19 protein-coding genes are annotated in these 25,716 nt (G+C 63.3%); 6 read left to right on the plus strand and 13 right to left on the minus strand.

From position 1 onward, the window contains the following. Positions 1–218 precede the first annotated feature (218 nt). The 4 genes from PJW05_RS24540 (at position 219) to PJW05_RS24555 (ending at position 3,928) form a co-directional block, all read left to right on the plus strand. Positions 219–2,006, plus strand: a complete 1,788-nt coding sequence (locus tag PJW05_RS24540) for an SLC13 family permease (RefSeq protein ID WP_271409529.1) — start codon at positions 219–221, stop codon at positions 2,004–2,006. Between the two features lie 55 nt (positions 2,007–2,061). After that, positions 2,062–2,496 (plus strand): thioredoxin TrxC, encoded by a 435-nt coding sequence (gene trxC / locus PJW05_RS24545; RefSeq protein WP_271409530.1) that lies wholly within the window; start codon positions 2,062–2,064, stop codon positions 2,494–2,496. Between the two features lie 90 nt (positions 2,497–2,586). Beyond that, positions 2,587–3,030 carry a YiiD C-terminal domain-containing protein gene (locus PJW05_RS24550; protein WP_271409531.1) on the plus strand — a complete coding sequence of 148 codons (444 nt, stop codon included), beginning with the start codon at positions 2,587–2,589 and terminating at the stop codon, positions 3,028–3,030. A gap of 73 nt (positions 3,031–3,103) precedes the next feature. Then, positions 3,104–3,928: a universal stress protein gene (locus PJW05_RS24555; protein ID WP_271409532.1), complete on the plus strand. Its 825-nt coding sequence runs from the start codon at positions 3,104–3,106 to the stop codon at positions 3,926–3,928. A 79-nt stretch (positions 3,929–4,007) separates the two neighbouring features. Here the strand turns inward: PJW05_RS24555 and katB are convergent, their stop codons facing one another. Further along, positions 4,008–5,465 carry a catalase KatB gene (gene katB, locus PJW05_RS24560; RefSeq protein WP_442969275.1) on the minus strand — a complete coding sequence of 486 codons (1,458 nt, stop codon included), beginning with the start codon at positions 5,463–5,465 and terminating at the stop codon, positions 4,008–4,010. Between the two features lie 419 nt (positions 5,466–5,884). Next, positions 5,885–6,649 carry a ParA family protein gene (locus PJW05_RS24565; protein WP_271409534.1) on the minus strand — a complete coding sequence of 255 codons (765 nt, stop codon included), beginning with the start codon at positions 6,647–6,649 and terminating at the stop codon, positions 5,885–5,887. 203 nt (positions 6,650–6,852) lie between these two features. Here PJW05_RS24565 and PJW05_RS24570 point away from each other — a divergent pair, with 203 nt between their 5' ends. Next, positions 6,853–7,356 (plus strand): hypothetical protein, encoded by a 504-nt coding sequence (locus PJW05_RS24570; RefSeq protein WP_442969192.1) that lies wholly within the window; start codon positions 6,853–6,855, stop codon positions 7,354–7,356. Positions 7,357–7,398: 42 nt separating this feature from the next. Here the strand turns inward: PJW05_RS24570 and hemE are convergent, their stop codons facing one another. The 11 genes from hemE to PJW05_RS24625 all read right to left on the minus strand — a co-directional run bounded on the left by hemE (position 7,399) and on the right by PJW05_RS24625 (position 23,091). Further along, the gene (gene hemE, locus PJW05_RS24575) at positions 7,399–8,466 is read right to left on the minus strand and encodes a uroporphyrinogen decarboxylase (protein WP_271409536.1); all 1,068 of its coding nucleotides are present in this window, start codon (positions 8,464–8,466) and stop codon (positions 7,399–7,401) included. A gap of 158 nt (positions 8,467–8,624) precedes the next feature. Next, entirely contained in the window at positions 8,625–10,043 is a 1,419-nt protein-coding gene (locus tag PJW05_RS24580; RefSeq protein ID WP_271409537.1) for an FAD-dependent oxidoreductase, read from the minus strand. A gap of 36 nt (positions 10,044–10,079) precedes the next feature. Continuing rightward, positions 10,080–14,525, minus strand: coding sequence for a glutamate synthase large subunit (gene gltB / locus PJW05_RS24585; protein ID WP_271409538.1), 4,446 nt, complete (start codon positions 14,523–14,525; stop codon positions 10,080–10,082). Positions 14,526–14,776: 251 nt separating this feature from the next. After that, positions 14,777–16,423 (minus strand): AAA family ATPase, encoded by a 1,647-nt coding sequence (locus tag PJW05_RS24590; protein ID WP_271409539.1) that lies wholly within the window; start codon positions 16,421–16,423, stop codon positions 14,777–14,779. 9 nt (positions 16,424–16,432) lie between these two features. After that, the gene (gene aroB / locus PJW05_RS24595; protein WP_271409540.1) at positions 16,433–17,536 is read right to left on the minus strand and encodes a 3-dehydroquinate synthase; all 1,104 of its coding nucleotides are present in this window, start codon (positions 17,534–17,536) and stop codon (positions 16,433–16,435) included. A gap of 51 nt (positions 17,537–17,587) precedes the next feature. Continuing rightward, the gene (gene aroK, locus PJW05_RS24600) at positions 17,588–18,106 is read right to left on the minus strand and encodes a shikimate kinase AroK (RefSeq protein ID WP_271409541.1); all 519 of its coding nucleotides are present in this window, start codon (positions 18,104–18,106) and stop codon (positions 17,588–17,590) included. 5 nt (positions 18,107–18,111) lie between these two features. Beyond that, the gene (gene pilQ / locus PJW05_RS24605; protein ID WP_271409542.1) at positions 18,112–20,208 is read right to left on the minus strand and encodes a type IV pilus secretin PilQ; all 2,097 of its coding nucleotides are present in this window, start codon (positions 20,206–20,208) and stop codon (positions 18,112–18,114) included. A gap of 54 nt (positions 20,209–20,262) precedes the next feature. After that, positions 20,263–20,796, minus strand: coding sequence for a type 4a pilus biogenesis lipoprotein PilP (gene pilP, locus PJW05_RS24610; RefSeq protein WP_271409543.1), 534 nt, complete (start codon positions 20,794–20,796; stop codon positions 20,263–20,265). Further along, the gene (pilO, locus tag PJW05_RS24615) at positions 20,793–21,416 is read right to left on the minus strand and encodes a type 4a pilus biogenesis protein PilO (protein WP_271409544.1); all 624 of its coding nucleotides are present in this window, start codon (positions 21,414–21,416) and stop codon (positions 20,793–20,795) included. Before pilO ends, pilP begins: the two co-directional genes overlap by 4 nt. Then, positions 21,413–22,027, minus strand: a complete 615-nt coding sequence (gene pilN, locus PJW05_RS24620) for a type 4a pilus biogenesis protein PilN (protein ID WP_271409545.1) — start codon at positions 22,025–22,027, stop codon at positions 21,413–21,415. The genes pilO and pilN overlap by 4 nt, the downstream gene beginning before the upstream one ends. Then, a complete protein-coding gene (locus tag PJW05_RS24625; RefSeq protein ID WP_271409546.1) occupies positions 22,027–23,091 on the minus strand; it encodes a pilus assembly protein PilM in 1,065 nt (354 codons plus the stop codon). Before PJW05_RS24625 ends, pilN begins: the two co-directional genes overlap by 1 nt. 184 nt (positions 23,092–23,275) lie before the next feature. Here PJW05_RS24625 and PJW05_RS24630 point away from each other — a divergent pair, with 184 nt between their 5' ends. Further along, a complete protein-coding gene (locus tag PJW05_RS24630) occupies positions 23,276–25,711 on the plus strand; it encodes a penicillin-binding protein 1A (RefSeq protein WP_271409547.1) in 2,436 nt (811 codons plus the stop codon). The last annotated feature ends 5 nt before the right edge of the window (positions 25,712–25,716 follow it).

Consider the following 25,716-nt stretch of genomic DNA (forward strand, 5'->3'; position numbering starts at 1 on the left):
GAAAACCACCAGCCTAGCCGAAGGCCCCGCCCGCCAAGGGATACAGTCGCCCGTCAAGATGCAGATACAGGCTCCCACTGATAACGAAATTGCATATAAACCTACGCATTCGGTCTTAGACTCTCTAAAAAATCCACACTAAATTGGCGGCCTTGTGCGGGTGCCTGACAGGCGCGCCCGATACCTCACACGAGATTCGCACGCCCTTAAGGAATCCCATGCCTTCCTGGGACGCTTTCCCCCTGCTGTTCGTTTCCGCCCTGCTGGTCTGGGTGCTCTATGCCTTCGTCCGCGAGAAATGGAGTCCGGACGTGGTGGTGGGCATCGCCGTCGCCGCCCTGCTGGTGGCCCAGCAGCTTACGCCCCACGACGTGCTCAGCGTGCTCTCCAACTCAGCCCCGGTGACCATCGCCTGCATGTTCGTGCTCTCCGCTGCGCTGGAGCGAACCGGCTGCATCGATGCGCTCGGCAACTGGCTGGGCAACCTGGTAGGCGACAACCCCATCCGCATGCTCGCCGGGCTGATGATCACCGCCCTGGTGATCTCGGGCTTTCTCAACAACACCCCGGTCGTGGCCATCCTCACCCCGGTGGCCATCGCCCTGGCCAAGCGCGCCCGCAGCTCACCCTCCAAGCTGCTGATCCCGCTGTCCTACGCCACCGTGCTCGGCGGCATGCTGACCATGATCGGCACCTCCACCAACATTCTGGTGGACGGCGTGGCACGCAAGGCCGGCCTCGAACCCTTCGGCATGTTCGAAATCACCCCGGCGGCCCTGGCCTTCTGCGCTGTCGGCTTCATCTACCTGATGCTGTTCAGCAATCGCCTGCTGCCTGATCGCGAAACCCTGTCCAGGCAATTGCGCCAGGACCTCGGCCGCACCTTCATGAGCGAGCTGCTGGTGCCCCATGACTCGCCGGTGATCGGCCGCACCATCAGCGAAGCGAACCTGAACGGCGGCAGCGGACTGAAGGTGCTGAAAATCTTCCGCGACAAGCAGGAAATCACCGAACCGGCCCATGACACCGCCCTGGCCGCCGGCGACTTGCTGGTGCTGCACGGTCAGGTCAAGGATGTGGTCGACCTGCGCGAGAGCAACAAGCTCACCTTCAACCGCGGCGAAGCCTTCGAAACCGTCAGCAGCCACGACGTGATAGTGGCCGAGGCGATAGTCGGGCGTAACTCGCGCTACAGCAACCGCCCCATGCGCGACCTCGACCTCACCGCGCGCTACGGTATCGCGGTGCTCGCCGTGCACCGCCAGGACGAGAACGTGCAGGGCAACCTGGACGATTTCCAGCTGCAGTTCGGCGACGTGATGCTGGTGGAAGGCACCCCGGCACAGATCAAGCGTTTCGCCGACAACGGCGAACTGATCAGCCTCAACGCCGTCCAGGAACGCGCCTACCGCCGCGACAAGGCACCCATCGCCATCCTCGCGACCCTGGCCGTGGTCACTCTTTCCGCCTTCGGCCTCATGCCCATCGAAGGCCTGGCCATCATCGGCTGCGCCGTGGTCCTGTCCACCCGCTGCCTGGACGTGGAAGACGCCTACAAGGCGGTGGACTGGAAAGTGCTCAGCCTGATCTTCGGCATGCTCGCCATCAGCATCGCCATGGACAAGGTGGGCCTGGTCGATCTGCTCGTGGCCAAGACCACGGCGCTTATCCCCGACGCCAGCCCACTGCTGATGCTCGGCTTCGTCTACCTGCTGACCACCACCCTCACCGAGATCCTCTCCAACAATGCGGTGGCCGTCCTGGTGACCCCGATCGCCATCGGCCTCGCCCAGAGCCTGGGCCTGGACCCGCGCCCGTTCGTGGTCGCCGTGATGTTCGCCGCCAGCGTCAGCTTCGCCACCCCCATCGGCTACCAGACCAACACCTTCGTCTACAACGCCGGCGGCTACCGTTTCAGCGACTTCATGCGCATCGGCATCCCGCTGAACATCCTCATGGTGGTGGTGGCGATGCTGGTGATCCCGCGCGTCTGGCCGCTGCAGTAGCCTTGAAATCCTCATCCCAGGCTCCAGATCGGTGCCATTGCACCTGGAGCCGCACATGACCGACCCATTGATGATTCCCTGCGCGTACTGCGCAGGCCTCAACCGAATCCCCGCCGCCCGCCTTGGCGATTCGCCGCGCTGCGGCCACTGCAAGTCCGCCGTGCTGCCAGCCGCCCCATTCGACCTGAATGAGGCCGGCTTCGCCAAGCAACTGCGCGGCGACCTGCCCCTGCTGGTGGACGTCTGGGCCGACTGGTGCGGCCCCTGCAAGGCCTTCGCGCCCATTTACCAGCAGGCCGCGGCCCAGTTGCAGGGCCGTTGCCGCCTGGGCAAGCTGGACAGCGAGGCCAACCGCCAGTTGGCGGGTCAGCTCGGCATCCGCTCCATCCCGACACTGATCCTGTTCAAGGGTGGCGTGGAAGTCACCCGTCAGAGCGGCGCCCTGCCGTTGCCCCAATTGCTCGCCTGGCTGAAGTCCCAGGGCGTCTGAGCGTTCCGGTCACTCGCCCTGGCCGTCCCGGTCATTGCCGACAGCGGCACGGCGACTAGGCTCTGGGGGTCGCTCACCACGGAGTCTGCCATGCCAATGCCCACCGAGCTGGTTCGCCAGCTGACCGAAGAACAGATCGCCTTCGTCAAACGCAGCGGACTCAAGGCCGAAATCCTGGAGCCCGGCCATGTGCGCCTGCGCATGCCCTTCGAGGGCAACCAGAACCACATCGGCACCCTCTACGCCGGAGCGCTGTTCACCCTGGCTGAAGTGCCCGGCGGCGCGCTCTTTCTGACCAGCTTCGACAGCCGGCGCTTCTACCCCATCGTGAAAGAAATGAACCTGCGCTTCCGCCGCCCGGCCACCGGCGATATCACCGTGGCCGCTCGCCTCGACCAGGCGGAGATCGCGCGCATCCAGCAGGAAGCCGAAGCCAACGGCAAAGCCGACTACTGCCTGGAGCTGCAACTGTTGGATGCCAGCGGCGAAGTAGTGGCCGAGAGCCGCGGGCTGTACCAGATGCGGGCACAGTGAGCGGCCTTGCCCTGGATCAAATCACCCCGCAGCGAAAAGCCGCAGAGTGTGGGTCCCGGAGGAGGCCCACACCATGTTCACGCACATCCTGATCGCCCATGACCTCAGCCGCGAGGCGGATGCCGCCTTGCGCCGCGCCGCCCAGCTCGCCCGCCAGCAAAATGCGCGCCTGTCCCTGCTGCATGTGCTGGAAGACCACCTGCCCAACGCCCTGCAAGGCGCCCTGCGGGAAGCCGCGCAACGCCACTTCGCCGAACGGCTGACGCAGTTGGACGCCAGTGATTGCCAGGTGCTGCTGCGCAAGGGGCGCCCAGCCCAGCAGATTCTCGAAGAAGCCCACGACAGTCAGGCCGACCTGTTGGTGATCGGCCGGCACCATCACAACGCGCCCGAGCTGTTCCTTGGCACGACCCTCGAGCGGGTCGCGCGCCATCTGGATATACCGCTGCTGCTGGTGGTGGGTGAACCGGCGAGCCAGCCGTACCAGAACGCCGCTGTAGCCCTGGACTTTTCCCTCTGCGCCTGCGATGCCCTGCGCAAGAGCTGCGCGCTGCTATCGCCCGCGGCCCGGCTGTCGGCCTTGAACGTGCCGGAGCTGGGCAGCCGCCTTCTGTCGAAATCCGGCCACTCGACCGACGTCCTGGCCACACAGAAAGAGCTGTTGGGGAAACTGCTGGAAGATGAGCTCTCCGGCCTGGATGGCCAGAAGCCCAGCGTCGAGCTGGACGTGTTGCACGGATCGCTGCCCAAGGCACTGGATGACGCCATCGCCACCCGGAACCCACAACTGCTGGCCCTTGGCAGCCATGGGCGCAGCCTGATTTCCCAGGCCTTGCTGGGCAGCCTGGCACTGCGTTACCTGCAGAACCCTCCCTGCGATTTGCTGCTGGTCAAATAGAGATCGGATCAGTCGCCGTCGCCGAACCAGCGCTGGCAGAGAGGAACGCCGCGCCGACGAATCGGCGCGGCGGGACGGGTCAGTCCTTGAGCTTGGCGGCGAGCTGGCGCACCCGCTTCAGATCGCCTCCGGCGACCCGGGTGACACGGGTGCCGTAGTCGACGTCGGCCTTGTAGAGGAAGGAGAGCATGATGTGCTTGCTCTCGTCGTCCGCGCCGGACAACGACTGGCCAAAGCTGTTCACCAGGTCCTCCCGTTCCTTCTTGCTGAAAGAGCGGTACAGCTCCCCGGCCTGCTTGAAGTTCTGCTCGCGTTCGATACCCGCCTGCTGGGTGCTGCCGCCGAGCGGCGACTGGCTGTAACGCGCGGCGGGGTCCTGTGGACGCGGGCTGAGGCGGCTCGGCTCGTAGTTGACGCCGTCAGTGCTGTGCCCGGTGTTCATGGCGCCGTCCTGGTTGACGTTATTCACCGCGGAACGTGGACGGTTCACCGGCAGGCTCAGGCCATTGGTGCCGACCCGGTGCAGCTGGGTGTCGGCGTAGGAGAAGATCCGGCCCTGCAGCAGGCGGTCTTCAGACGGCTCGATACCCGGAACCAGGTTGCTCGGCGCCATGGCCACCTGCTCGGTTTCCTGGAAAAAGTTGCCTACGTTGCGGTTCAGCACCATCTCGCCGATCTTGCGCTCCGGTACATCGGGCCAGATCTTGGTAGCGTCCAGCGGATCGAAGTCGAAGCCGGCCAGTTGCTCAGGCTTGAGCACCTGGATGTACAGCTCCCACTTGGGATAATCACCGCGCGCAACGGCTTTCACCAGGTCGTCGGTCATGTGGCTGTAATCCTGCCCCTGGACCTTCACGACCTCCTTGGGATCCAGGTTGCGGATACCCTGCAGGCTCTTCCAGTGGAACTTCACGTAGTGCACCTCGCCCCGGCTGTTGACCAGCTTGTAGGCATGCACGCTGTTGCCGTCCATGAAGCGGTATCCCGCGGGCGTACCCTGGTTGGAATACAGCAGGGTCAGCGTCCGGGTCGCCTCAGGTACATGGGAGAAGAAGTCGAAGCGGCGCGCATCGTCATCCAGGTTGCTGCGCGGGTCCGGCTTGAAGGCATGGACCATGTCGGGAAACTTGATCGCGTCACGAATGAAGAAGGTGGGGAAGTTGTTGCCCACCAGGTCCCAGTTGCCCTCCGTGGTGTAGAACTTGGTCGCGAAGCCGCGCGGGTCACGCAGGGTCTCCGGGGAGTGATTGCCGTGCACCACCGACGAGAAGCGTACGAAGACCGGCGTTCGGGTCCCCTTCTCGAATACCTGGGCGCGGCTCAGTTCGCGGATATCGGCAGTGGCGACGAACTCGCCATGAACCCCAGTGCCGCGGGCGTGCACCACTCGTTCGGGGATGCGTTCACGGTCGAAGCGCTGCAGTTTCTGGATCAGTTGGACATCCTGCAACAGCGTGGGCCCTGTTGGGCCGGCAGTCTGCGAATGCTGGTTGTCGCCCACTGGCGCACCATTGTCGCGGGTCAGCGGCGCGGACATGGCCGTCGAAATGGCCAGTAACCAGACGCCGAGGAAACCAGCGGCCTGACGGATCGATCGTCGTAACAACATCGTTTATTTCTCCTACTTCAGGTTTGCTTGAAGAAGCGCCACCGACCATAGGAGAGGGCCAGCCTGTTTCACAATTGAAACAAGCTAGCAATTTTATCAACTAAATCAATTACTTAGACATATGTAGGAATCAGCTTAGTACAAGTAGGCAGAGCCCGACGGGGAGCCTAGGACAAGGCCTCAAGGGTGTCGATCACGGGTAAATCGTTTTCCTGGACAATCACCCGGCCGACCTGAACCCGGCGCCCACACGAGAACAGGTTTCGCCTGCTGGGATTGACCGGGCGCTCGTGCGGGACAGGCAGCGGGCACTTCTCTCTGCGAAGCGCCACCCTTAACCCGGCCTTCTAGCCCTCAAGCAGATCGTGCAGCTCGACGAATTGCTGCGTCAGCTTGTGGCTCTTGTCCAGATAAATCAGCGGTTTGCACGCCTGGTGCGACTCGCGCATCTTCACCGACATCATCAGGTTCACCGGCAGCACCGGCAGGCCCTCCTCCAGCAACTCATCCAGCAATTGCTGGGGCAGCGTTGCCCGGGGCTGGAACTGGTTGACCACGATGCCTTCCACTTCGAGCTCCTCGTTGTGGTCTTCCTTCAGTTCCTCGATCTCTGCCAGCAATCCATACAGGGCATTGCGGGAGAAACTGTCGCAGTCGAAGGGAATCAGGCAACGATCCGCGGCGATCAGCGCGGAAACCGTGTAGAAATTCAGGGCTGGCGGCGTATCCAGGTAGATGCGCTCGTAGTCGCCGTCCAGGTCTTCCAGCAGTTTGCGCAGCTTGTTGATCTTGTGCTTCGACTCCAGCTTGGGCTGCAAGTCGGCCAGCTCGGCCGTGGCGGTCACCACGTGGAGGTTATCGAAGGGCGTCTCGTAGATATCCACCTTGCCTTTGCGAAAGGCGGTGGGCGACAGGGTCTGCTTGAAGAAGTCGGCGATTCCCACGGGAATCTCCTCGCCGGTAAGCCCGGTGAGGTAGTGCGTGGAGTTGGCCTGGGCATCCAGGTCGATCAGCAGGGTGCGATAGCCCTGCGAAGCGCTCACGGCCGCCAGGTTGCAGGCAATGCTGGACTTGCCGACCCCGCCTTTCTGATTGAAAACCACACGACGCATCGAACACCTCCCTGAGCGATCAAGACTCGGATTCTACGGCAAGTCCTGGCTACGGGAAGATGCCAGCACGCAACAGACGAAAATTAGCGACGACTCAGGATGAAATCATTTTGATATCACCGTATAGTCCCCGCCGCCCATTCGCGTACCAAGCGGAGCCATGAAGGCGCCGGGCATAACGCCAAGACAACAAGGAGATGATCTTGCGTACCCCCCATAAAAACCTCTGCCTCGCACTCGCCCTTTCCACAGCACTGCTTTCCGGTTGCGCCAGCATCGTTGGCGATAGCAGCTACCCCATCGCAGTGTCCAGCACCCCTGGCGGGGCGAGCTTCGAAGTGAAAGACAGCACGGGCAAAGTCGTACATTCCGGCATCACGCCCAGCACCGTGACCCTCAAATCCGGCGAAGGCTACTTCGACGGCGCGGAATACACCATCGCGTTCAAGAAAGACGGATACGCTGATCAAGAGGTCAAGCTGGACTCGTCGCTCAGCGGTTGGTATTGGGGGAACATTCTTTTCGGGGGCCTGATCGGCATGCTGATCGTAGACCCGCTGACCGGCGCGATGTACAAGCTCCCCGAGGAAGCCAATGCGCAGATGGGCGCGCAACTGGTCGGAGGGGACGCCGGCAAGGACTTGACGCTGCTCACGATCGACCAGCTTCCCGAAGCCCAGCGGGATCAACTGATCAGGATCAACTGAAGAAAAAGGCCGCGATCGCGGCCTTTTTCTTTTGGAACGGCTTCAGCCGTGATACTGCGCCGACAGCTCGTGCACCGCTTCGAAGAAGGCACCGGCGTGGGCCGGGTCGACTTCCGGGGTGATGCCGTGGCCAAGGTTGAACACATGGCCCGAACCCTCACCGTAGGCGGCGAGGATACGCCCCACCTCAGCACGGATCGCCGCCGGATTGGCATGGAGCACCGCCGGGTCCATGTTGCCCTGCAGCGCCACCTTGGCGCCGACGCGGGAGCGGGCGCTGCCGATGTCGCAGGTCCAGTCCAGGCCCAGGGCCTCGGCGCCGGTGTCGGCCATGGACTCCAGCCAGAGCCCACCCCCCTTGGTGAACAGGATGACCGGCACGCGCCGGCCGTCGTGTTCGCGAATCAGGCCGTCGACGATCTTCTTCATGTAGGCCAGGGAGAACGTCTGGTAGGCTGCCGCCGACAGGCTGCCGCCCCAGGAATCGAAAATCTGCACGGCCTGGGCACCCGCCCTGATCTGGCCATTGAGGTAGACGGTCACCGCCTGGGCCAGCTTGTCCAGCAGGGCGTGCATGGCCTGGGGGTTGTCATAGAGCATGGCCTTGGACTTGCGGAAGTCGCGGCTGGAGCCCCCTTCGACCATGTAAGTGGCCAGGGTCCAGGGGCTGCCGGAGAAGCCGATCAGCGGTACGCGGCCATTCAGCTCGCGACGGATCTTGCTCACCGTCTCCATGACGTAGCCCAGATCCTTCTCCGGGTCCGGGATCGGCAGCGCGTCGATATCCGCCAGGCTGCTCACCACTTTTTTGAAACGCGGACCTTCACCCGTCTCGAAGTACAGGCCCTGGCCCATGGCGTCGGGAATGGTGAGGATGTCGGAGAAGAGGATGGCCGCATCCAGTTGCGGGTAGCGATCCAGGGGCTGCACGGTGACTTCGCAGGCCAGCTCGGGGTTCTTCATCAGGCTGACGAAGTCGCCGGCCTTGGCGCGGGTGGCGCGGTACTCCGGCAGGTAACGACCGGCCTGGCGCATCATCCAGACAGGAGTGACGTCGACTGGCTGCTTCAGCAGCGCACGGAGGAAGCGGTCGTTCTTCAGGGCGGTCATGGCAGGATTCCGGCAAAAAAGTGCGGGCATTTTCGCAAAGCCCAACGCAAAAGGCACGGCGGGTGCCGTGCCTTTTGTCTATCGCGACCATTTGCCGCGTCGCGGACCCCGCATCGATGGGTATCGCTACGCTCGACCCATCCTACGGAAACTCCGGATCAGACGCCCAGATAGTCCAGGATGCCTTCGGCGGCGGTACGCCCCTCGAAGATCGCCGTCACCACCAGGTCGGAACCACGGACCATATCGCCGCCGGCGAAGATCTTCGGGTTGCTGGTCTGGTGCTTGAACTGCGCTTGGGCCGGGGCCACGACACGGCCCTGGTTGTCGATGCCAATATCGAACTGCTCGAACCAGGGTGCCGGGCTCGGACGGAAACCGAAGGCGATCAGCACGGCTTCGGCCGGGATAATCTCCTCGGAACCCGGGATCGGCTCGGGGCTGCGACGGCCACGGGCATCCGGCTCGCCGAGACGGGTCTCGACCACCTTCACGCCTTCCACCTTGTCCTCGCCGACGATGGCAATGGGCTGGCGGTTGAAGAGGAATTTCACGCCCTCTTCCTTGGCGTTCTTCACCTCTTTGCGCGAGCCCGGCATGTTCTCTTCGTCACGGCGGTAGGCGCAGGTCACGGCCTTGGCGCCCTGGCGGATGGAGGTGCGGTTGCAGTCCATTGCGGTGTCGCCACCACCCAGGACCACCACGCGCTTGCCCTTCATGTCGATGAAGTCCTCGGGGGACTTCTCGAAGCCAAGGTTGCGGTTGACGTTGGCGATCAGGAAGTCCAGCGCATCATGCACGCCCGGCAGGTCCTCGCCCGGGAAGCCACCCTTCATGTAGGTGTAGGTGCCCATGCCCATGAACACCGCATCGAACTCCTCGAGCAACTGGTCCATGGTCACGTCCTTGCCCACCTCGGTGTTCAGGCGGAATTCGACGCCCATGCCGCCGAAGACTTCACGGCGGCGGCTGAGAACATGCTTCTCCAGCTTGAATTCGGGGATGCCGAAGGTCAGCAGGCCACCGATCTCGGGATTCTTGTCGAACACCACCGGGGTGACACCGTTGCGCACCAGCACGTCGGCGCAGCCCAGGCCCGCCGGGCCGGCACCAATCACGGCAACGCGCTTGCCGGTGGGCTTGACCTTGGACATGTCCGGGCGCCAACCCATGGCGAAGGCGGTATCGGTGATGTACTTCTCCACCGAGCCGATGGTGACGGCGCCGAAGCCGTCGTTGAGGGTGCAGGCGCCTTCGCAAAGACGATCCTGCGGGCAGACCCGGCCGCAGACTTCCGGCAGGGTATTGGTCTGGTGCGACAGCTCGGCGGCGGCCAGGATGTTGCCTTCCGATACCAGCTTCAGCCAGTTCGGAATGAAGTTGTGCACCGGGCACTTCCACTCGCAATACGGGTTGCCGCAGCCAAGGCAGCGGTGAGCCTGGTCAGCCGCTTGTTGCGGCTTGAACAGGTCATGGATCTCGACGAATTCCTTCTTGCGCTGGCGCAGCAGTTTCTTCTTCGGATCCTTGCGCCCGACCTCGATGAACTGGAAGTCGTTGTTCAGACGTTCAGTCATTAAAAAAACCTCATCAAACCACTTCAGGCGCTGTTGTCATTGCGGGTTGGCACGGGTGCTGGAAAGCAGCGACGCGAGGCTCGCGGCCTTCGGCTTGACCAGCCAGAACTTGCGCAGGTAATCGTCCAGGTTTTCCAGCAGGTGGGCACCCCAGTCGCTGGAGCTTTCCTTGACGTACTCCACCAGCACGCTGTGCAGGTGGCTGCGGTAGGCCTCCATGGACTCGTTGCTGATGCGCTGGATTTCCACCAGTTCGTGGTTCACCCGGTCGACGAAGCTGTTGTCCTGGTCGAGCACATAGGCGAAGCCGCCGGTCATGCCGGAACCGAAGTTGTAGCCGGTCCTGCCGAGCACGCAAACGAAACCGCCGGTCATGTATTCGCAGCAGTGGTCGCCAGTGCCTTCCACCACCGCGTGGGCGCCGGAGTTACGCACGGCGAAGCGCTCGCCGGCGGTACCCGCGGCGAACAGCTTGCCGCCGGTGGCGCCGTAGAGGCAGGTGTTGCCGACGATGGCCGATTCCTGGCTCTTGTACGGGCTGCCCTTCGGCGGGGTGATTACCACCTTGCCGCCGGTCATGCCCTTGCCCACGTAGTCGTTGGCATCGCCTTCCAAGTACAGGTGCAGACCGCCGGCGTTCCACACACCGAAGCTCTGCCCGGCGGTGCCCTTGAAGCGGAAGGTCACCGGGTTGTCCTTCATGCCCTGGTTGCCATGGCGACGGGCGATCTCGCCGGAGATGCGCGCGCCGATGGAGCGGTCGCAGTTGCCGATCTCGAGGTCGTAGCAGCCACCAGTCTTGCCTTCCACGGCGGCCTTGGCGATGTCCCACATCTTCTCGGCCAGCAGGCCCGGGTCGAAGGGTGGGTTCTTCTCGACCTGGCAGAACTGCGGCTTGTCGGCGGGCACATGGTCGCTGCCCAGCAGCGGGCTGAGGTCGAGGAAGCCCTGCTTGGCGGTATCGCCCGGCAGCATTTCCAGCAGGTCGGTGCGGCCGATCAGCTCGCTCAGGCTGCGCACGCCCAGCTTGGCCAGCCACTCACGGGTTTCCTCGGCGATGTAGGTGAAGAAGTTCATCACCATTTCGACGGTGCCGATGAAGTGGTCCTTGCGCAGCTTGTCGTTCTGGGTAGCGACGCCGGTGGCGCAGTTGTTCAGGTGGCAGATACGCAGGTACTTGCAGCCCAGGGCGATCATCGGCGCAGTGCCGAAGCCGAAGCTCTCGGCGCCGAGGATGGCCGCCTTGATCACGTCCAGGCCGGTCTTCAGGCCGCCGTCGGTCTGTACCCGCACCTTGCCGCGCAGGTCGTTACCGCGCAGGGTCTGGTGGGTTTCCGCCAGGCCCAGTTCCCACGGGCTGCCGGCGTACTTGATGGAGGTCAGCGGGGAAGCGCCGGTACCGCCGTCGTAACCGGAGATGGTGATCAGGTCGGCATAGGCCTTGGCCACGCCAGCAGCGATGGTGCCAACGCCGGCTTCGGCCACCAGCTTCACCGACACCAGCGCCTGCGGGTTGACCTGCTTGAGGTCATAGATCAGCTGGGCCAAGTCTTCGATGGAGTAGATGTCGTGGTGCGGCGGCGGCGAAATCAGGGTCACGCCGGGCACCGCGTAACGCAGGCGGGCGATCAGGCCGTTGACCTTGCCACCGGGCAACTGGCCGCCTTCGCCGGGCTTGGCGCCCTGGGCCACCTTGATCTGCAGCACTTCGGCGTTGACCAGGTATTCCGGGGTGACGCCGAAACGGCCGGTAGCCACCTGCTTGATCTTGGAGCTCTTCAGCGTGCCGTAGCGGGCCGGGTCTTCGCCACCCTCACCGGAGTTGGAGCGGCCGCCCAGACGGTTCATGGCTTCGGCCAGGGCTTCGTGGGCCTCCGGGGACAAGGCGCCCAGGGAGATACCGGCGGCGTCGAAGCGTTTGAAGATGGCTTCCAGCGGTTCGATTTCATCCAGCGGCAGCGGCTGCTCGACGGTCTTCACCTTGAGCAGGTCGCGGAGCATCGACACCGGACGGTTGTCCACCAGTGCGGTGTATTCCTTGAACTTCTCGTAATTGCCCTGCTGCACGGCCGCCTGCAGGGTATTCACCACGTCGGGGTTGTAGGCGTGGTACTCGCCGCCGTAGACGAATTTCAGCAGGCCGCCCTGCTGGATCGGCTTGCGGTTGTTCCAGGCCTCGAACGCCAGCAGCTTCTGCTCGGCTTCGAGGTCGACGAATCGCGCGCCCTTGATACGGCTGGCGACGCCGCGGAAGGCGAGGTCGACCACTTCCTCGGACAGGCCCACGGCCTCGAACAGCTGGGCGCCGCGGTAGGAGGCGATGGTGGAGATGCCCATCTTCGAGAGGATCTTCAGCAGGCCCTTGGAGATGCCCTTGCGGTAGTGCTTGAAGACTTCGTAGAGGTCACCCAGCACTTCGCCGGTGCGAATCAGGTCGGCCAGCACTTCGTAGGCGAGGAAGGGGTACACAGCGGAAGCGCCGAAGCCCACCAGCACGGCGAAATGGTGCGGGTCGCGGGCGGTGGCGGTTTCCACCAGGATGTTGCAGTCGCAACGCAGGCCCTTCTCCACCAGGCGGTGATGCACGGCGCCGACGGCCAGGGAGGCGTGGGCCGGCAGCTTGCCGGGGGCGATATGGCGGTCGGTCAGGACCAGCAGGACCTTACCGGCGCGCACGGCTTCCTCGGCCTGGTCGGCCATGTTGCGCACGGCCGCTTCGAGGCCGAGGCTCTCGTCGTAGTTCAGGTCGATGATGTGTCGCTCGAAACCCGGGCGGTCCAGGCTCATCAGCGCACGCCACTTGGCCGGGGAGATCACCGGGCTGCTGAGGATCACGCGGGTGGCGTGCTCCGGAGACTCGCTGAAGATGTTTCGTTCGGCGCCCAGGCAGATTTCCAGGGACATCACGATGGCTTCGCGCAGCGGGTCGATCGGCGGGTTGGTCACCTGCGCGAACTGCTGGCGGAAGTAATCGAAGGGCGAGCGCACGCGCTGGGACAGCACGGCCATGGGGGTATCGTCGCCCATGGAGCCCACGGCTTCCTGGCCCTGCTCGGCCAGCGGGCGCAGTACCTGGTCACGCTCCTCGAAGGTGACCTGGAACATCTTCATGTACTGCTTGAGCTGGTCGCTGTCGTAGCTGGCCACGCCGTGGTCGTCGTCCAGCTTGGCCTGGATGCGCACGGCGCTCTGGCGCAACCACTGCTTGTAGGGGTGGCGCGACTTCAGGCGGCTGTCGATGTCTTCGGTATTGAGGACCTGGCCGGTCTCGGTATCCACGGCGAGGATCTGGCCCGGGCCGACACGACCCTTGGCGATGACCTCTTCCGGCTTGTAATCCCACACGCCGATTTCCGAGGCGAGGGTGATGTAGCCGTTCTTGGTGGTGACCCAGCGCGCCGGACGCAGGCCGTTGCGGTCCAACAGGCAGACGGCATAGCGACCGTCGGTGAGCACGACGCCAGCCGGGCCGTCCCAGGGCTCCATGTGCATGGAGTTGTATTCGTAGAAGGCGCGCAGGTCGGCATCCATGGTTTCCATGTTCTGCCAGGCCGGCGGGATGATCATGCGCACGCCGCGGAACAGGTCGATGCCGCCGGTGACCATCAGCTCGAGCATGTTGTCCATGCTCGAGGAGTCGGAACCCACGCGGTTGACCAGCGGGCCCAGTTCATCGATATCCGGCAGTTGCTCGTTGGCAAACTTGGTGCGGCGGGCCACGGCCCAGTTGCGGTTACCGGTGATGGTGTTGATCTCGCCATTGTGGGCGAGGAAGCGGAAGGGCTGCGCCAGCGGCCACTTCGGCAGGGTGTTGGTGGAGAAGCGCTGGTGGAAGACGCAGATGGCGGTCTGCAGGCGTTCGTCACCCAGATCCGGGTAGAACTGCTGCAGGTCGGCCGGCATCATCAGGCCTTTGTAGATGATGGTCTTGTGGGAAAAGCTGCAGATGTAGTGGTCGGCGTCCGCGGCGTTGGCCACGGAGGAACGGCGACGGGCGCTGAACAGCTTGACTGCCATTTCCTGGTCACCCAGGCCTTCACCGCCGATGAACACCTGCTCGATCTGCGGCAGGCGCTCCAGGGCCAAGCGGCCAAGGACACTGGTGTCCACGGGGACCTTGCGCCACCCGATCAGCTGCAGGCCGGCACGCTCGATCTCGCGGTTCATGTTCTCGCGAGCCGCTTCGGCGCGAGCCGGGTTCTGGTTGAAGAACACCATGCCGACGGCGTACTGGGCAGGCAGGTCGGCCCCGAAGGTTTCCTTGGCGATCGCACGCAGGAAAAGGTCGGGTTTCTGGATCAACAGACCACAACCGTCGCCGGTCTTGCCGTCGGCATTGATGCCGCCGCGGTGGGTCATGCAGGTCAGGGCTTCGATAGCGGTATTCAGGAGATGATGGCTGGCTTCGCCCTGCATATGGGCGATCAAGCCGAAACCGCAGTTATCCTTGAATTCATCAGGATGGTACAGACCTGCTTTCATAGGGGAACTCTCACCAGGGCTGCCTTCTTTGGAAGGCAGAATTGCTTTGTAATTCAACCGCTTGTTCTACGCACTGAACTTGCCGCCAGCTTTTGCGTAGGCAAAGGGAGGTCATTGTACATAGCACATTGGTCCACCACAAATCTTAGTGACCAACCCGTGAAAGTCGATGTCGCAAAAATGAATGAAGGAACCGGGAGGCCGTGCTAGCGACCACCCAGTCAGAAGGCGGGGGATCAGGCTCGCCGGGACTAGCGAGCCATCTCCTTTTGGATGCTGGCGAAGGTTTTCGGCCAGGGTTTATCAGCCTGGACCTTGGCCGGCAAGGACTTGATCGCAGCCTGGGCGGCGGCCCGGCTGGGGAAACTGCCGTAAGTCACCACATAGAGTGCCTTGCCCTGATACTGCTTCTTGAAGTAGCGGTACTGACCACCATTCTGCTGCACGAAGGCCTTGGCGCTGCTTTCCGAACTGGTACCGAGCACCTGCAGGGCGAAATGGCTGGCGGCCTGACTGCGGTACCAGCCATTGCCCGCCCCACCCACGACAACCGCCTCAGGCGCGGGCTTCTCGGCCGGCTTCGCCGCAGCCGGGGTTGGCGCAGGGGCAGGCTTGGGAGTCGGCACCGAGGCGACCGCCGGCGCAGGAGCGAGCTCCACCGGCTTGGGTGCAGCGGCCGGCGCGGCGGCAATAGGCTGGATCGGTTTCGGCAGCGGCTGCGGCGACGAAATGGGCTCCACCGGGGCAGTGGGCGCCGGACTGGCAATCGCCCCCTGGGGCGGCGCGACGGTGGTAACGGTCGGCGGTACGCTGGCAGCGCCTTCGGACGCCGGAGCATCTTCCGGCTCATCCTGGCCGGCCGCCTGGGCCAGCGGTTCCCGGATCACCGGCTGGGCTTCTCCAACCAAAGGCAGCGGCAACGGCTGGGAGGCCCCCGCGAACTCTACGGCAGGCGCCCCCGCATCGCCCTGAGCGGACGGTTGAGCGGCCGGAGCCTGGCCCAAAGGCAACTGCGCACTGGCAGGCGTGTTCGCAACACCAGCCTCATTGCGCCCCTGCATCATCCAGGCGGCAATCACGCCGATGCCGACCACTGCCAGCGCGAGCAGATGCTTTTTCGGCAAGCTGAAGCCGGCAGCGGATTTGCGCGATGCACCGCGCTCGGCGAGCATCGCTTCGATCATCAGATCGCGCGCCACCTGGTTGATCCCACCGGGCCAGCCTTCGGACTGCAGATGGATGTCCTCCACCTGCTCGTCACTCAGCAACTCGATGCTGCGCCCGGCGCCTTCAAGGCGCTGGGCAAGGTACTCACGGGTTTCGTCCGGGCTGTAGGGCTGCAGCTCGATGATATGGAAGCGTTCTTCCCCCTCGGCCAGCGCATCGAGGCGGGCGAGCAGGGAGTCCTCACCGAACAGGAACACGTGGGCGCGCGCCTCGACATTCCCCTCGGCCAGGGCCAGCAGGTGATTGAGCGACGCGTCGTCCAGTTCCTCGGCGTCGTCCACCAGGAGATACACCTCCTGCCCGGTCAGGGACAACTGAGCGACCTGAGCGAGGATGGAGCGCACGTCGGCCTGGGCGATGTTCAGCCCCTGGGCGACCTGGCGCAGCAGACCACCGGCCTCGGCGGCGTTGCGCGCCGACACGACCAGGCTCTGCACCGCCTGCTTGTTGGTGCTTGCCACCAGGGCCTGGCGCAGCAGCGTCTTACCGCTACCGTGAGGGCCGCTCACCACCAGCATCAATTGGCTGTAGCGCGCCAGGTGGTGCAACTGGCCCAACACCGGCTTGCGCTGGGCCGGGAAGAACTTGAAGCCAGGCACCCGCGCCGCGAACGGGTCGTGGGTGAACTGGTAATGACCGAGATAGGCCTCGTCGGCGTGCAGGCTGCTCATGGGGTTCCCTTATTCTCCGAGCTGGTCGGCCAAGGCACGATAATCGGCGGCCAGCGTGGCCTCCAGAACGTCGCGCGGATAATCGGCGGTCACGACGGCTTCGCCAATGCGGCGCAGCAGCACCAGGCGCAGTTGGCCATCGAGCACCTTCTTGTCTACGGCCATGTGCCGGAGGAAATGTTCCGGCGTCATGTCCACTGGCGGTACGACCGGCAAACCGGCACGGCGCAGCAGGCGGATCGCCGCATCGCGCTCGTCGGTAGAAATCCAGCCCAGGCGACTGGACATCTCCAGGGCCATGACGGTACCCGTCGATACCGCTTCGCCGTGCAGCCAGGTGCCGTAGCCCATGTGGGTTTCGATGGCGTGGCCGAAGGTATGCCCCAGGTTGAGAATGGCGCGCAGCCCGGACTCCCGCTCATCGACCCCGACCACCCGCGCCTTCGCGGCACAGGAGCGCTCAATGGCTTCGGTCAGGGCACTGGCATCGAGACCGCGCAAAGCCGTCATCTTCTCGTCCAGCCAGGGCAGGAAAGGTTCGTCACAGATCAGCCCATACTTGATCACTTCGGCCAGGCCGGCGGACAACTCGCGCACCGGCAGTGTGCGCAGGCTGTCGGTATCGATGATCACCGCCTTGGGCTGATAGAAGGCACCGACCATGTTCTTGCCCAGCGGGTGGTTGATGCCGGTCTTTCCACCGACCGAGGAGTCCACCTGGGACAACAGGGTGGTGGGCACCTGGATGAAGTCCACGCCGCGCTGGTAGCAGGCAGCAGCGAAGCCGGCCATGTCGCCGATCACGCCACCGCCCAGTGCGATGACGGTGGTGCGCCGGTCGTGCCGGGCGCCGAGCAGCGCGTCGAAGATCAGTTGCAGGGTTTCCCAGTTCTTATAGGCCTCACCATCCGGCAGCACGATGGGCAGCACGGAATAGCTCTGGAGTGTCCGGGTCAGGGTCTCGAGGTAAAGGGGCGCCACTGTCTCATTGGTGACGATGGCCACCTGCCGACCGGCAATGTGCGGCGTGAAAAGCTCCGGCTGCGACAGCAGACCGGCACCTATATGGATGGGATAGCTACGCTCGCCAAGATCGACCTGAAGTGTCCGCATGGGGCCCCCGATATAAAAAGGGCTAAAGGATAGCGCAGTTCCGCCTGCGCTTTAACGGGGCGGCAGCGCCTGCAGGCGCGTGAGTATTTCCTGCACCACCAAGCGCGGCGGCCGCTCGTCCGTTTCGATGATGATGTCGGCGATTTCACGGTAGAGCGGATCGCGGATCGCCATCAGGTCACGCAGGACCTTTCCCGGATCGGCCGAGCGTAGCAGCGGTCGATTGCGATCACGGGCCGTCCTTTCGACCTGCTGCTCCACCGAGGTGTGCAGGTAGACGACCCGGCCGCCACAACGTAACGCCTGGCGATTGGCGGGGCGCAGGACAGCGCCACCACCGGTCGCCAGGACAACACCGTCCTGCTCGCAGAGCTCTTCGATCATCGCCTGTTCGCGATCGCGAAAACCCTGCTCACCCTCGACGTCGAATATCCACGGGATATTCGCTCCGGTGCGCTGTTCGATTTCCTTATCGGAGTCCTTGAAGGGAAGACGCAGTTCTTTGGCAAGCAAACGCCCGATGGTGCTTTTTCCTGCCCCCATCGGGCCGATCAGAATCAAATTACGCACCGATATCAGCGACTCACCGCAATGGCCTGGTTGTTCATGATGCGGGGAGTGAGGAATACCAGGAGCTCGGCTTTCTTGTCCTGCACCACGTCGCGCCGGAACATGCGGCCGAGGAAAGGCAGGTCGCCGAGGAAGGGCACCTTGTCCACCGCCTTGGTTTGGGTGTTGGAGAATACCCCACCTATGACGATGGTTTCACCATCGTTGACCAGCACCTTGGCGTTGACCTCGTTTTTATTGATCGGCGGTACGCCGTTCAGGGCATTGGCGAAGTCGGGCGCATCCTTGGTGACCTTGACTTCCATGATGATGCGGTTGTCCGGCGTGATTTGCGGCGTCACCTCCAGGGACAGGGCAGCCTCCTTGAAGGACGTGCTGGTGGCACCGCTGGAACTGGCTTCCTGGTACGGGATCTCGGCGCCTTTCAGGATCTTCGCGGTTTCCTTGTCCGAAGTGACCACCTTGGGCTGGGACACGATTTCACCATTACCGGTCTTCTCCATCGCCGAGAGTTCCAGATCGAGGATCGTGTTGTCGGTAATGAAGCCGATACCGATGCTCGAGGTAGCGCCGGAGGCACCGAGATCGACGAACGGCGCATTGGCCAGGTTGACGTTACCGGCCTGGCCAGCGGCCGGGCGGCCAGCGCCGCCACCACCGACGACGAAATTGTTGTCACCAATGCTGGCACCGCGCCAGTTCACGCCCAGCGCCTTGTCGTAGTCGACGTTGGCTTCGACGATGCGAGCTTCGATCATCACCTGGCGCACCGGAATATCCAGCTGGGTGACAATGCGGCGCAGCTCGTCCAGCTTGTCCTGAGTCTGATAGGCGATAATGCTGTTGGTGCGGTCATCCACGGTGATGGAACCACGCTCATCGGTGCCGACAGCGCTCGGATCGCCGCTGGTAACCGACTGGAACAACTTGGCGATGTCCGCCGCCTTGGCGTAGTTCACCTGGATCAGCTCGCGGCGCAGGGGCGCCAGTTCGGCAATCTGCTTCTGCGACTCCAGCTCCTGGCGTTCGCGGGCCGCGATCTCGTCAGCCGGCGCGACCAGCAGCACGTTACCGACCTTGCGCTTGTCCAGCCCCTTGGTTTTCAGCACCAGGTCCAGCGCCTGGTCCCACGGCACATTCTGCAGGCGTAGCGTGATGTTGCCCTGCACGGTGTCCGAAGCCACCAGGTTCAGATCGGTGAAATCAGCGATCAGCTGCAGGACCGAACGCACGTCGATGTCCTGGAAGTTCAGCGACAGCTTTTCGCCGGAGTAGGCAAAACGCTCGGCCTTGCGTTTCTCCACATCGTCCTGGGTCAGCGGCTTGATGCTGACGGTCAGCTTGTTGTCGGTCTGGTAGGCCAGGTAGTCATAGAACCCCGTCGGCTCGATGCTGATGCTGGCGTTGGCACCGCTCCCCGATGCGCTGACGAACTGCACCGGCGTGGCAAAGTCCTTCACGTCCAGTCGCACGCGCAGGGACTCGGGCAACTGGGTCTTGGAAAAGTCCAGGCGGATCCGGCCACCCTGCTCCTGAATGTCCGGGGCAACGCTCGGATCGGACAGCGTGATCACCACATTGCCCTCACCTTGGTCGCCGCGCTGGAAATCGATGTTTTCGATTGCACGGGCGGCACGGGCGTAGCTCTTGACCGGCTGCGAAACGCTCAAGGGAGCTGCAGTGGGCGCCGGTGCGGCAGCCACGGTGCGCGGCGCCGAGGCAACCGAGTCGCCTACCAGCACATAGAGGTTACGACCCTCCACGCGCGTGCTGTAGGGCACGAGGGTGGAGAGGTTGATGATCAGGCGGGTGCGATCCTTGGCCTCGACCACAGTCACGCTGCGGGCATTGCCCACGCCCAGCTCGCGGTTCTTGGTCGCCAACTTGCTGGACACACCCGGCAGGTCCAGGGCGATACGCGCAGGCTGCTCGATGGTGTAGCCGCGGGGGGCGACCACCGGCTCGTCGAACGCCAGCTTGAGTTCAACCCTGTCGCCCGGGAGAGCCGCGACATCCAGTGCCTGCAGGTTCGCCGCCAGCAGGGCGGGCGAGAGCAGGGCGGCCAATAGCGTGATACCAAGGCGCGATAGCGAGCTTTTCATCATCTGGTTCCGTTGTGCAGACCGGTAATTGTTCTTCATGGGATTACCTCGCCCTCAAGAGCGCTCCCTGAGCGCGAGACTTCGCGGACGCTCCAACCATCCGCCTTCCCCGTCCGGGACGATCTCGATGACGTCGACCTTGGCTTCGTCGATCCCGACGATACGGCCGTGGTTACGCCCGAGATAATCCCCCACCTTGACCCGATGCACCCCTCCAGCGCCGCTGACCAAGGCGAAGGTCCCCGAACCGTTTGACAGGGTACCCACCATTTCGAAGGACTCGATATTGAACCCCTCGAGGAATTGCTTGACCCGGGTCTCATCCGGGTGGACATCCTTCGACCCCTTCTGTTGCTTGGCCAGGTCGATCTTGATCGGCGGCTGGAAGGGGCTGCGCAAAGCAGCAGCGCTGTATGTGAAGGCCTCGTAGGGCTGGAACTTCGGCAGAGGCTCGATGGAGCCCTTGGGACGGGCACGTACCTCGTCCATATAGGCCTGCAGATCACCGAAGTCATTGCCGACGCCGCAACCGGAAAGGCCGGCAATCATCAGAGCGCAGAGCGCCAGGCGGGCGCGAGGACTACTCATTTCTGCAGCCCCTTGTCGTTGTAGCGGTAGGTCTTGGCCAGGATCGACATACGCAGCTTGGAACTGCTGTCCTGGGAAGCGGGTTTGATCTCGAAATCATGCAAGGTCACGATTCGCGGCAGGCTGGCGACACCGCTGACGAAGGTCGCCAGGTCGTGGTAACCCCCTACCACCGAGATCTGAATCGGCAACTCGATGTAGAACTGCTGAATGACTTCCGGCAACAGCTTGATCTCTTCGAACTCCAGGCCGCTACCCAGCCCGGTGCGGGTGATGTCCTCCAGCAGGCCGGGCACCTCGGTATCGCTGGGCAACTGACGCAACAGGGCGCCGAAGGAGGTTTCCATCTCCTTCATCTGCTCCTTGTAGGCCTCCAGGTTCGCCGCCTGGAAGGCCTTGGTAGCGAACTGCTGCTTGAGCGTTTCCTCTTCGGCCCGTTTAGAGTCCAGCTGGAGCTCGAGGTCCTTGAGGTGGAAGTTGTAGCCAAGCACCAGCACCAGGATCAGCACCAGGACACAGGTGATGACCTTGACCGCAATCGGCCAGGAGCCCAGGTTGTTGACGTCGAGATCAGCCAGGTCGATCTTGCGCAGGCTTTCGAGGGAGTCGGAGAAACTCATTTCGCGGCTCCTGTGGTGATGGTGCCCGGCATCGCGTTGGCGGTCTTGCCGTTCTCTTCCTCAGAGCCCGGCTGGGTCTGCTGCACGGTCAGCTGGAAGACGTTGGCCTGGTCCACCGCGCCAGCGGTTACCGCCTTGACCTCGGTGAGGTTGGGCGATGCCAGCCATTCCGAGGCATCCAGATTACGCATCAGGTTGGAAACCCGATTGTTCGACTCGGCCGCGCCGACGATGGCGATGCTCTTGCCGCTCATTTTCAGACCGGTGAAGAACACGCCATCGGGCAAGGTACGTACCAGTTGGTCGAACACTCGGCCGATGATCGGTCGATTGCCCTGCAGGTCCTGAATGATCTTCATCCGCTCGAGAAGCTGCTGGCGGCGGGTCTTCAGTTCGCTGATCTCCTTGATCCTGGCATCCAGGACGGCGATCTCCTTGCGCACGAAATCATTGCGCGCCTGCTGATTCTCGATGGTGTTGTTCAGGTACTGGTCGCCCAGGAAGACCGCGCCGGCACCCATTGCCAGGACAGCACCCAGCGCCACCAGGAAGCGCTGCTTGCGCTCCTCGCGCAGCTGTTCACGCCAGGGGAGTAGGTTGATGCGCGCCATCAGTCGAAACTCCTCATCGCCAAGCCGCAAGCGATCATCAGCGCGGGCGCATCACTGGCGAGCGCACCTGCATTGACCTTGCTGCTCAGCGCCATGTCGGCGAAGGGATTGGCGACCAGGGTCGGAGTGCCGATCTTCTGCTGGATGAGGCGATCCAGATCAGGAATCGAAGCCGTGCCACCCGCCAGGAGGATGTAGTCCACATCATTGAACTGGCCGGCCGCGAAGAAGAACTGCAGCGAGCGGGAGACCTGCTGGACCACCGCATCCTTGAACGGCTGAAGGACCTCGCTGTCGTAGTCATCCGGAAGACCGCCCTGCTTCTTGGCCAGACCCGCCTCCTCGACCGAAAGCCCATAGCGGCGCTGAATCTCCTCGGTCAGCTGGCGACCGCCGAACAACTGCTCGCGGGTATAGATGGTGCGACCGTTGTGCAGCACGCTGAGGGTGGTCATCGTGGCACCGATGTCGACGACGGCCACGGTCAGCTCGTCATGGGCATCGCCGAGCTGGGCGGAGAGCAAAGAGTACGCACGCTCCAGCGCATAGGCCTCGACGTCGACCACCTTGGCGGTGAGCCCAGCCAGAGCCAGCGCGGCCTCGCGCACTTCGACGTTTTCCTTGCGGCAGGCCGCCAGCAGCACGTCGACCCGTTCAGGATTGCGCGCGGAGGCGCCTTGCACCTCGAAGTCGATGGCGACCTCTTCCAATGGATAAGGAATGTACTGGTCAGCCTCGATCTTCAGCTGGTTCTCCAGATCGTCATCGGAGAGCCCAGCTTCCATCTCGATGGTTTTGGTGATCACGGCCGACCCTGCCACGGCTACCGCGGCAGCCTTGACACCGGTTCGCGCCTTGGTGACCACACGGGAAAGCGCCTGCCCGACACCCTCCAGCTCCGCGATGTTCTTTTCGACAACCGCGTTCGGCGGGAGTGGCTCGACGGCATAGGACTCCACTTTGAAGCGGCTTCCCGAGCGACTCAATTCAAGGAGCTTGACTGAGGTCGAGCTGATGTCGATCCCCAACAGCGAATTCGCTTTCTTATTGAAGAGCCCTAGCACGACCGATTTCCTATCAGCGTCCGAGACTTACGGACGATTTATGTTTTTCCACATTAAATAGCAGTCTTGACAGAAGCGCAAATGGCTCCCCAGGAAAAAAAACGCTTATAATGTGATCGGCTTTTGCCTTTTATCATCGCCTTCCGCTTAACTCATTCTTTTGCCTGGAAATCCACAAGCCTTGATGCGCCTGCTGAAGTTTTTCTGGTGGTCCTTCGTTGCCGTTTTCTGTGGCCTGTTGCTCAGTTTCAGCGGCGCTTACCTCTATCTTAGCCCCAGCCTGCCGTCCGTCGACTCGCTTCGCCGGATCCAGTTGCAAATCCCCCTCCGCGTCTACAGCAGCGACGGCAAGCTGATCGCCGAATTCGGCGAGATGCGCCGCTCTCCGGTGCGTTTCGCCGACATCCCGCCGGATTTCATCCAGGCGCTGCTGGCAGCGGAGGATGACAATTTCGCCAACCATTATGGCGTCGACGTCACGAGCCTGATGCGCGCTGCCACGCAATTATTGAAGACCGGCCACATCCAGACGGGCGGCAGCACCATCACCATGCAGGTGGCAAAGAACTACTTCCTCACCAGCGAAAGAAGTTTCTCCCGCAAGATCAATGAAATATTGCTGGCCCTGCAAATTGAACGGGAACTCAGCAAAGACGAAATTCTTGAACTTTATGTGAACAAGATCTACCTCGGTAACCGTGCCTACGGTATAGAGGCCGCCGCCCAGGTCTATTACGGCAAGTCGATTCGCGAACTCAGCCTGGCGCAGATGGCAATGATCGCCGGCCTGCCCAAGGCTCCGTCGCGCTTCAACCCATTGGTCAACCCGACCCGTAGCCAGGAGCGCCGCGACTGGATTCTCGGCCGCATGTACAAGCTCGGCCGTATCGACGAGGCGCGCTACCAGCAGGCGATCGGCGAGCCGATCGACGCCAGCTACCACGTCCCGACCCCGGAACTGACCGCCCCCTATATCGCCGAGATGGCCCGCGCCGAGATGGTCGGCCGCTACGGTAGCGATGCCTACACCGAAGGCTTCCGCGTCACCACGACCGTCCCCAGCGATCTCCAGCAGGCCGCCAACACGGCTCTGCGCGAAGGGCTGATCGAATACGACCAGCGCCATGGCTATCGAGGCCCGGAAACCCGCCTCCCCGGCATGACCAAGCAGACCTGGCTGCAGGAACTGGCCAAGCAGAAATCGCTGGGCGGCCTGGAACCAGCCATCGTCACCCAGGTGGAGAAAAGCGGCATCCTGGTCCTGACCCGCAGCGGCCAGGAAGAAGCCGTGAGCTGGGACAGCATGAAGTGGGCCCGTCCTTTCCTGAATACCAACAGCCTGGGCGCGCGCCCTCAGCAACCGGCCGATGTCGCCCAGGTCGGCGACCTGGTCCGCGTGCAGCGCCAGGACGACGGCAGCCTGCGCTTCGTCCAGTTGCCGGCCGCACAGAGCGCCCTGGTTTCCCTTGATCCGAATGACGGCGCCATCCGCGCCCTGGTCGGTGGCTTCTCCTTCGAGCAGAGCAACTACAACCGCGCCGCCCAAGCCAAGCGCCAGCCGGGTTCCAGCTTCAAGCCCTTCCTTTATGCGGCCGCCCTGGACAACGGCTTCACTGCCGCCAGCCTGGTCAACGACGCGCCTATCGTCTTCCAGGAAGCCGGCATGGAAGAGGCCTGGCGTCCCAAGAACGACAACAATACCTTCCTCGGCCCGATCCGCCTGCGCGAGGCCCTGTACAAATCGCGCAACCTGGTGTCGATCCGCGTACTGCAGGCCATCGGCATCGACTACGCGCGGAACTACGTCAGCCGCTTCGGCCTCAACAAGGATGACCTGCCACGCAACCTGTCCCTGGCCTTGGGCACCGCCAACCTCACCCCGCTGGAGATCGCTGGCGGCTGGAGTACCTTCGCCAACGGCGGCTACAAGGTGCAGCCGTACCTGATCGAGCGCATCGAAAGCCGCGACGGCAAGACCCTGTTCGTTGCCAACCCACCACGGGTACCGGCCAACGAGGCGCAAGCCGGTGACGCTGCACAGGCCAATGCGGCGCCGGACACGCTGCTGGCGTCCACCGATGCTTCCGCCCCCCTGGGCCAGGCCCCCGCCGTGGCCGAACGCATCGTCGACCCCCGCACCACCTACATCCTCAACAGCATGCTGCAGGATGTGATCAAACGCGGCACCGGCCGCCGCGCCCTGGCCTTGGGTCGCAGCGACATCGCCGGCAAGACCGGCACCACCAACGAGTCGAAGGACAGCTGGTTCTCCGGCTACAACGCCGACTATGTCACCACGGTCTGGGTCGGATTCGACCAGCCGGAAAGCCTCGGACGCCATGAGTACGGCGGCACCGTTGCCCTGCCGATCTGGATGAACTACATGAGCGCAGCGCTGAAGGACAAGCCGGCCCACGTCCAGCCCGAACCCGCGGGCCTGCTGACCCTCCGCATCGATCCGCTCAGCGGTCGCGCCGCAAGCCCGGGAACGCCGGACGCCTTCTTCGAACTGTTCAAGAGCGAGGACACCCCGCCACCCATGAGCGAGTTCGAGCCCGGCCTGGCCATTCCCGGCAGCCCGTTGCCAGCTGACGAAGCCGCGCCCATCGACCTGTTCTGAGGCGC

The sequence above is a fragment of the Pseudomonas sp. Q1-7 genome (assembly GCF_028010285.1).
GTDB lineage: Bacteria > Pseudomonadota > Gammaproteobacteria > Pseudomonadales > Pseudomonadaceae > Metapseudomonas.

What these genes read in the sequence shown, in the direction of transcription:
- pilQ (WP_271409542.1), bottom strand. Translation starts at nt 20,208, where the DNA reads ATGAAAAGCTCGCTATCGCGCCTTGGTATCACGCTATTGGCCGCCCTG.
- pilO (WP_271409544.1), bottom strand. Translation starts at nt 21,416, where the DNA reads ATGAGTTTCTCCGACTCCCTCGAAAGCCTGCGCAAGATCGACCTGGCT.
- PJW05_RS24555 (WP_271409532.1), top strand. Translation starts at nt 3,104, where the DNA reads ATGTTCACGCACATCCTGATCGCCCATGACCTCAGCCGCGAGGCGGAT.
- PJW05_RS24590 (WP_271409539.1), bottom strand. Translation starts at nt 16,423, where the DNA reads ATGAGCAGCCTGCACGCCGACGAGGCCTATCTCGGTCATTACCAGTTC.
- pilP (WP_271409543.1), bottom strand. Translation starts at nt 20,796, where the DNA reads ATGAGTAGTCCTCGCGCCCGCCTGGCGCTCTGCGCTCTGATGATTGCC.
- PJW05_RS24580 (WP_271409537.1), bottom strand. Translation starts at nt 10,043, where the DNA reads ATGACTGAACGTCTGAACAACGACTTCCAGTTCATCGAGGTCGGGCGC.
- PJW05_RS24565 (WP_271409534.1), bottom strand. Translation starts at nt 6,649, where the DNA reads ATGCGTCGTGTGGTTTTCAATCAGAAAGGCGGGGTCGGCAAGTCCAGC.
- trxC (WP_271409530.1), top strand. Translation starts at nt 2,062, where the DNA reads ATGACCGACCCATTGATGATTCCCTGCGCGTACTGCGCAGGCCTCAAC.
- PJW05_RS24550 (WP_271409531.1), top strand. Translation starts at nt 2,587, where the DNA reads ATGCCAATGCCCACCGAGCTGGTTCGCCAGCTGACCGAAGAACAGATC.
- PJW05_RS24630 (WP_271409547.1), top strand. Translation starts at nt 23,276, where the DNA reads ATGCGCCTGCTGAAGTTTTTCTGGTGGTCCTTCGTTGCCGTTTTCTGT.
- katB (WP_442969275.1), bottom strand. Translation starts at nt 5,465, where the DNA reads ATGTCCGCGCCGCTGACCCGCGACAATGGTGCGCCAGTGGGCGACAAC.
- gltB (WP_271409538.1), bottom strand. Translation starts at nt 14,525, where the DNA reads ATGAAAGCAGGTCTGTACCATCCTGATGAATTCAAGGATAACTGCGGT.
- hemE (WP_271409536.1), bottom strand. Translation starts at nt 8,466, where the DNA reads ATGACCGCCCTGAAGAACGACCGCTTCCTCCGTGCGCTGCTGAAGCAG.
- aroB (WP_271409540.1), bottom strand. Translation starts at nt 17,536, where the DNA reads ATGCGGACACTTCAGGTCGATCTTGGCGAGCGTAGCTATCCCATCCAT.
- pilN (WP_271409545.1), bottom strand. Translation starts at nt 22,027, where the DNA reads ATGGCGCGCATCAACCTACTCCCCTGGCGTGAACAGCTGCGCGAGGAG.
- PJW05_RS24540 (WP_271409529.1), top strand. Translation starts at nt 219, where the DNA reads ATGCCTTCCTGGGACGCTTTCCCCCTGCTGTTCGTTTCCGCCCTGCTG.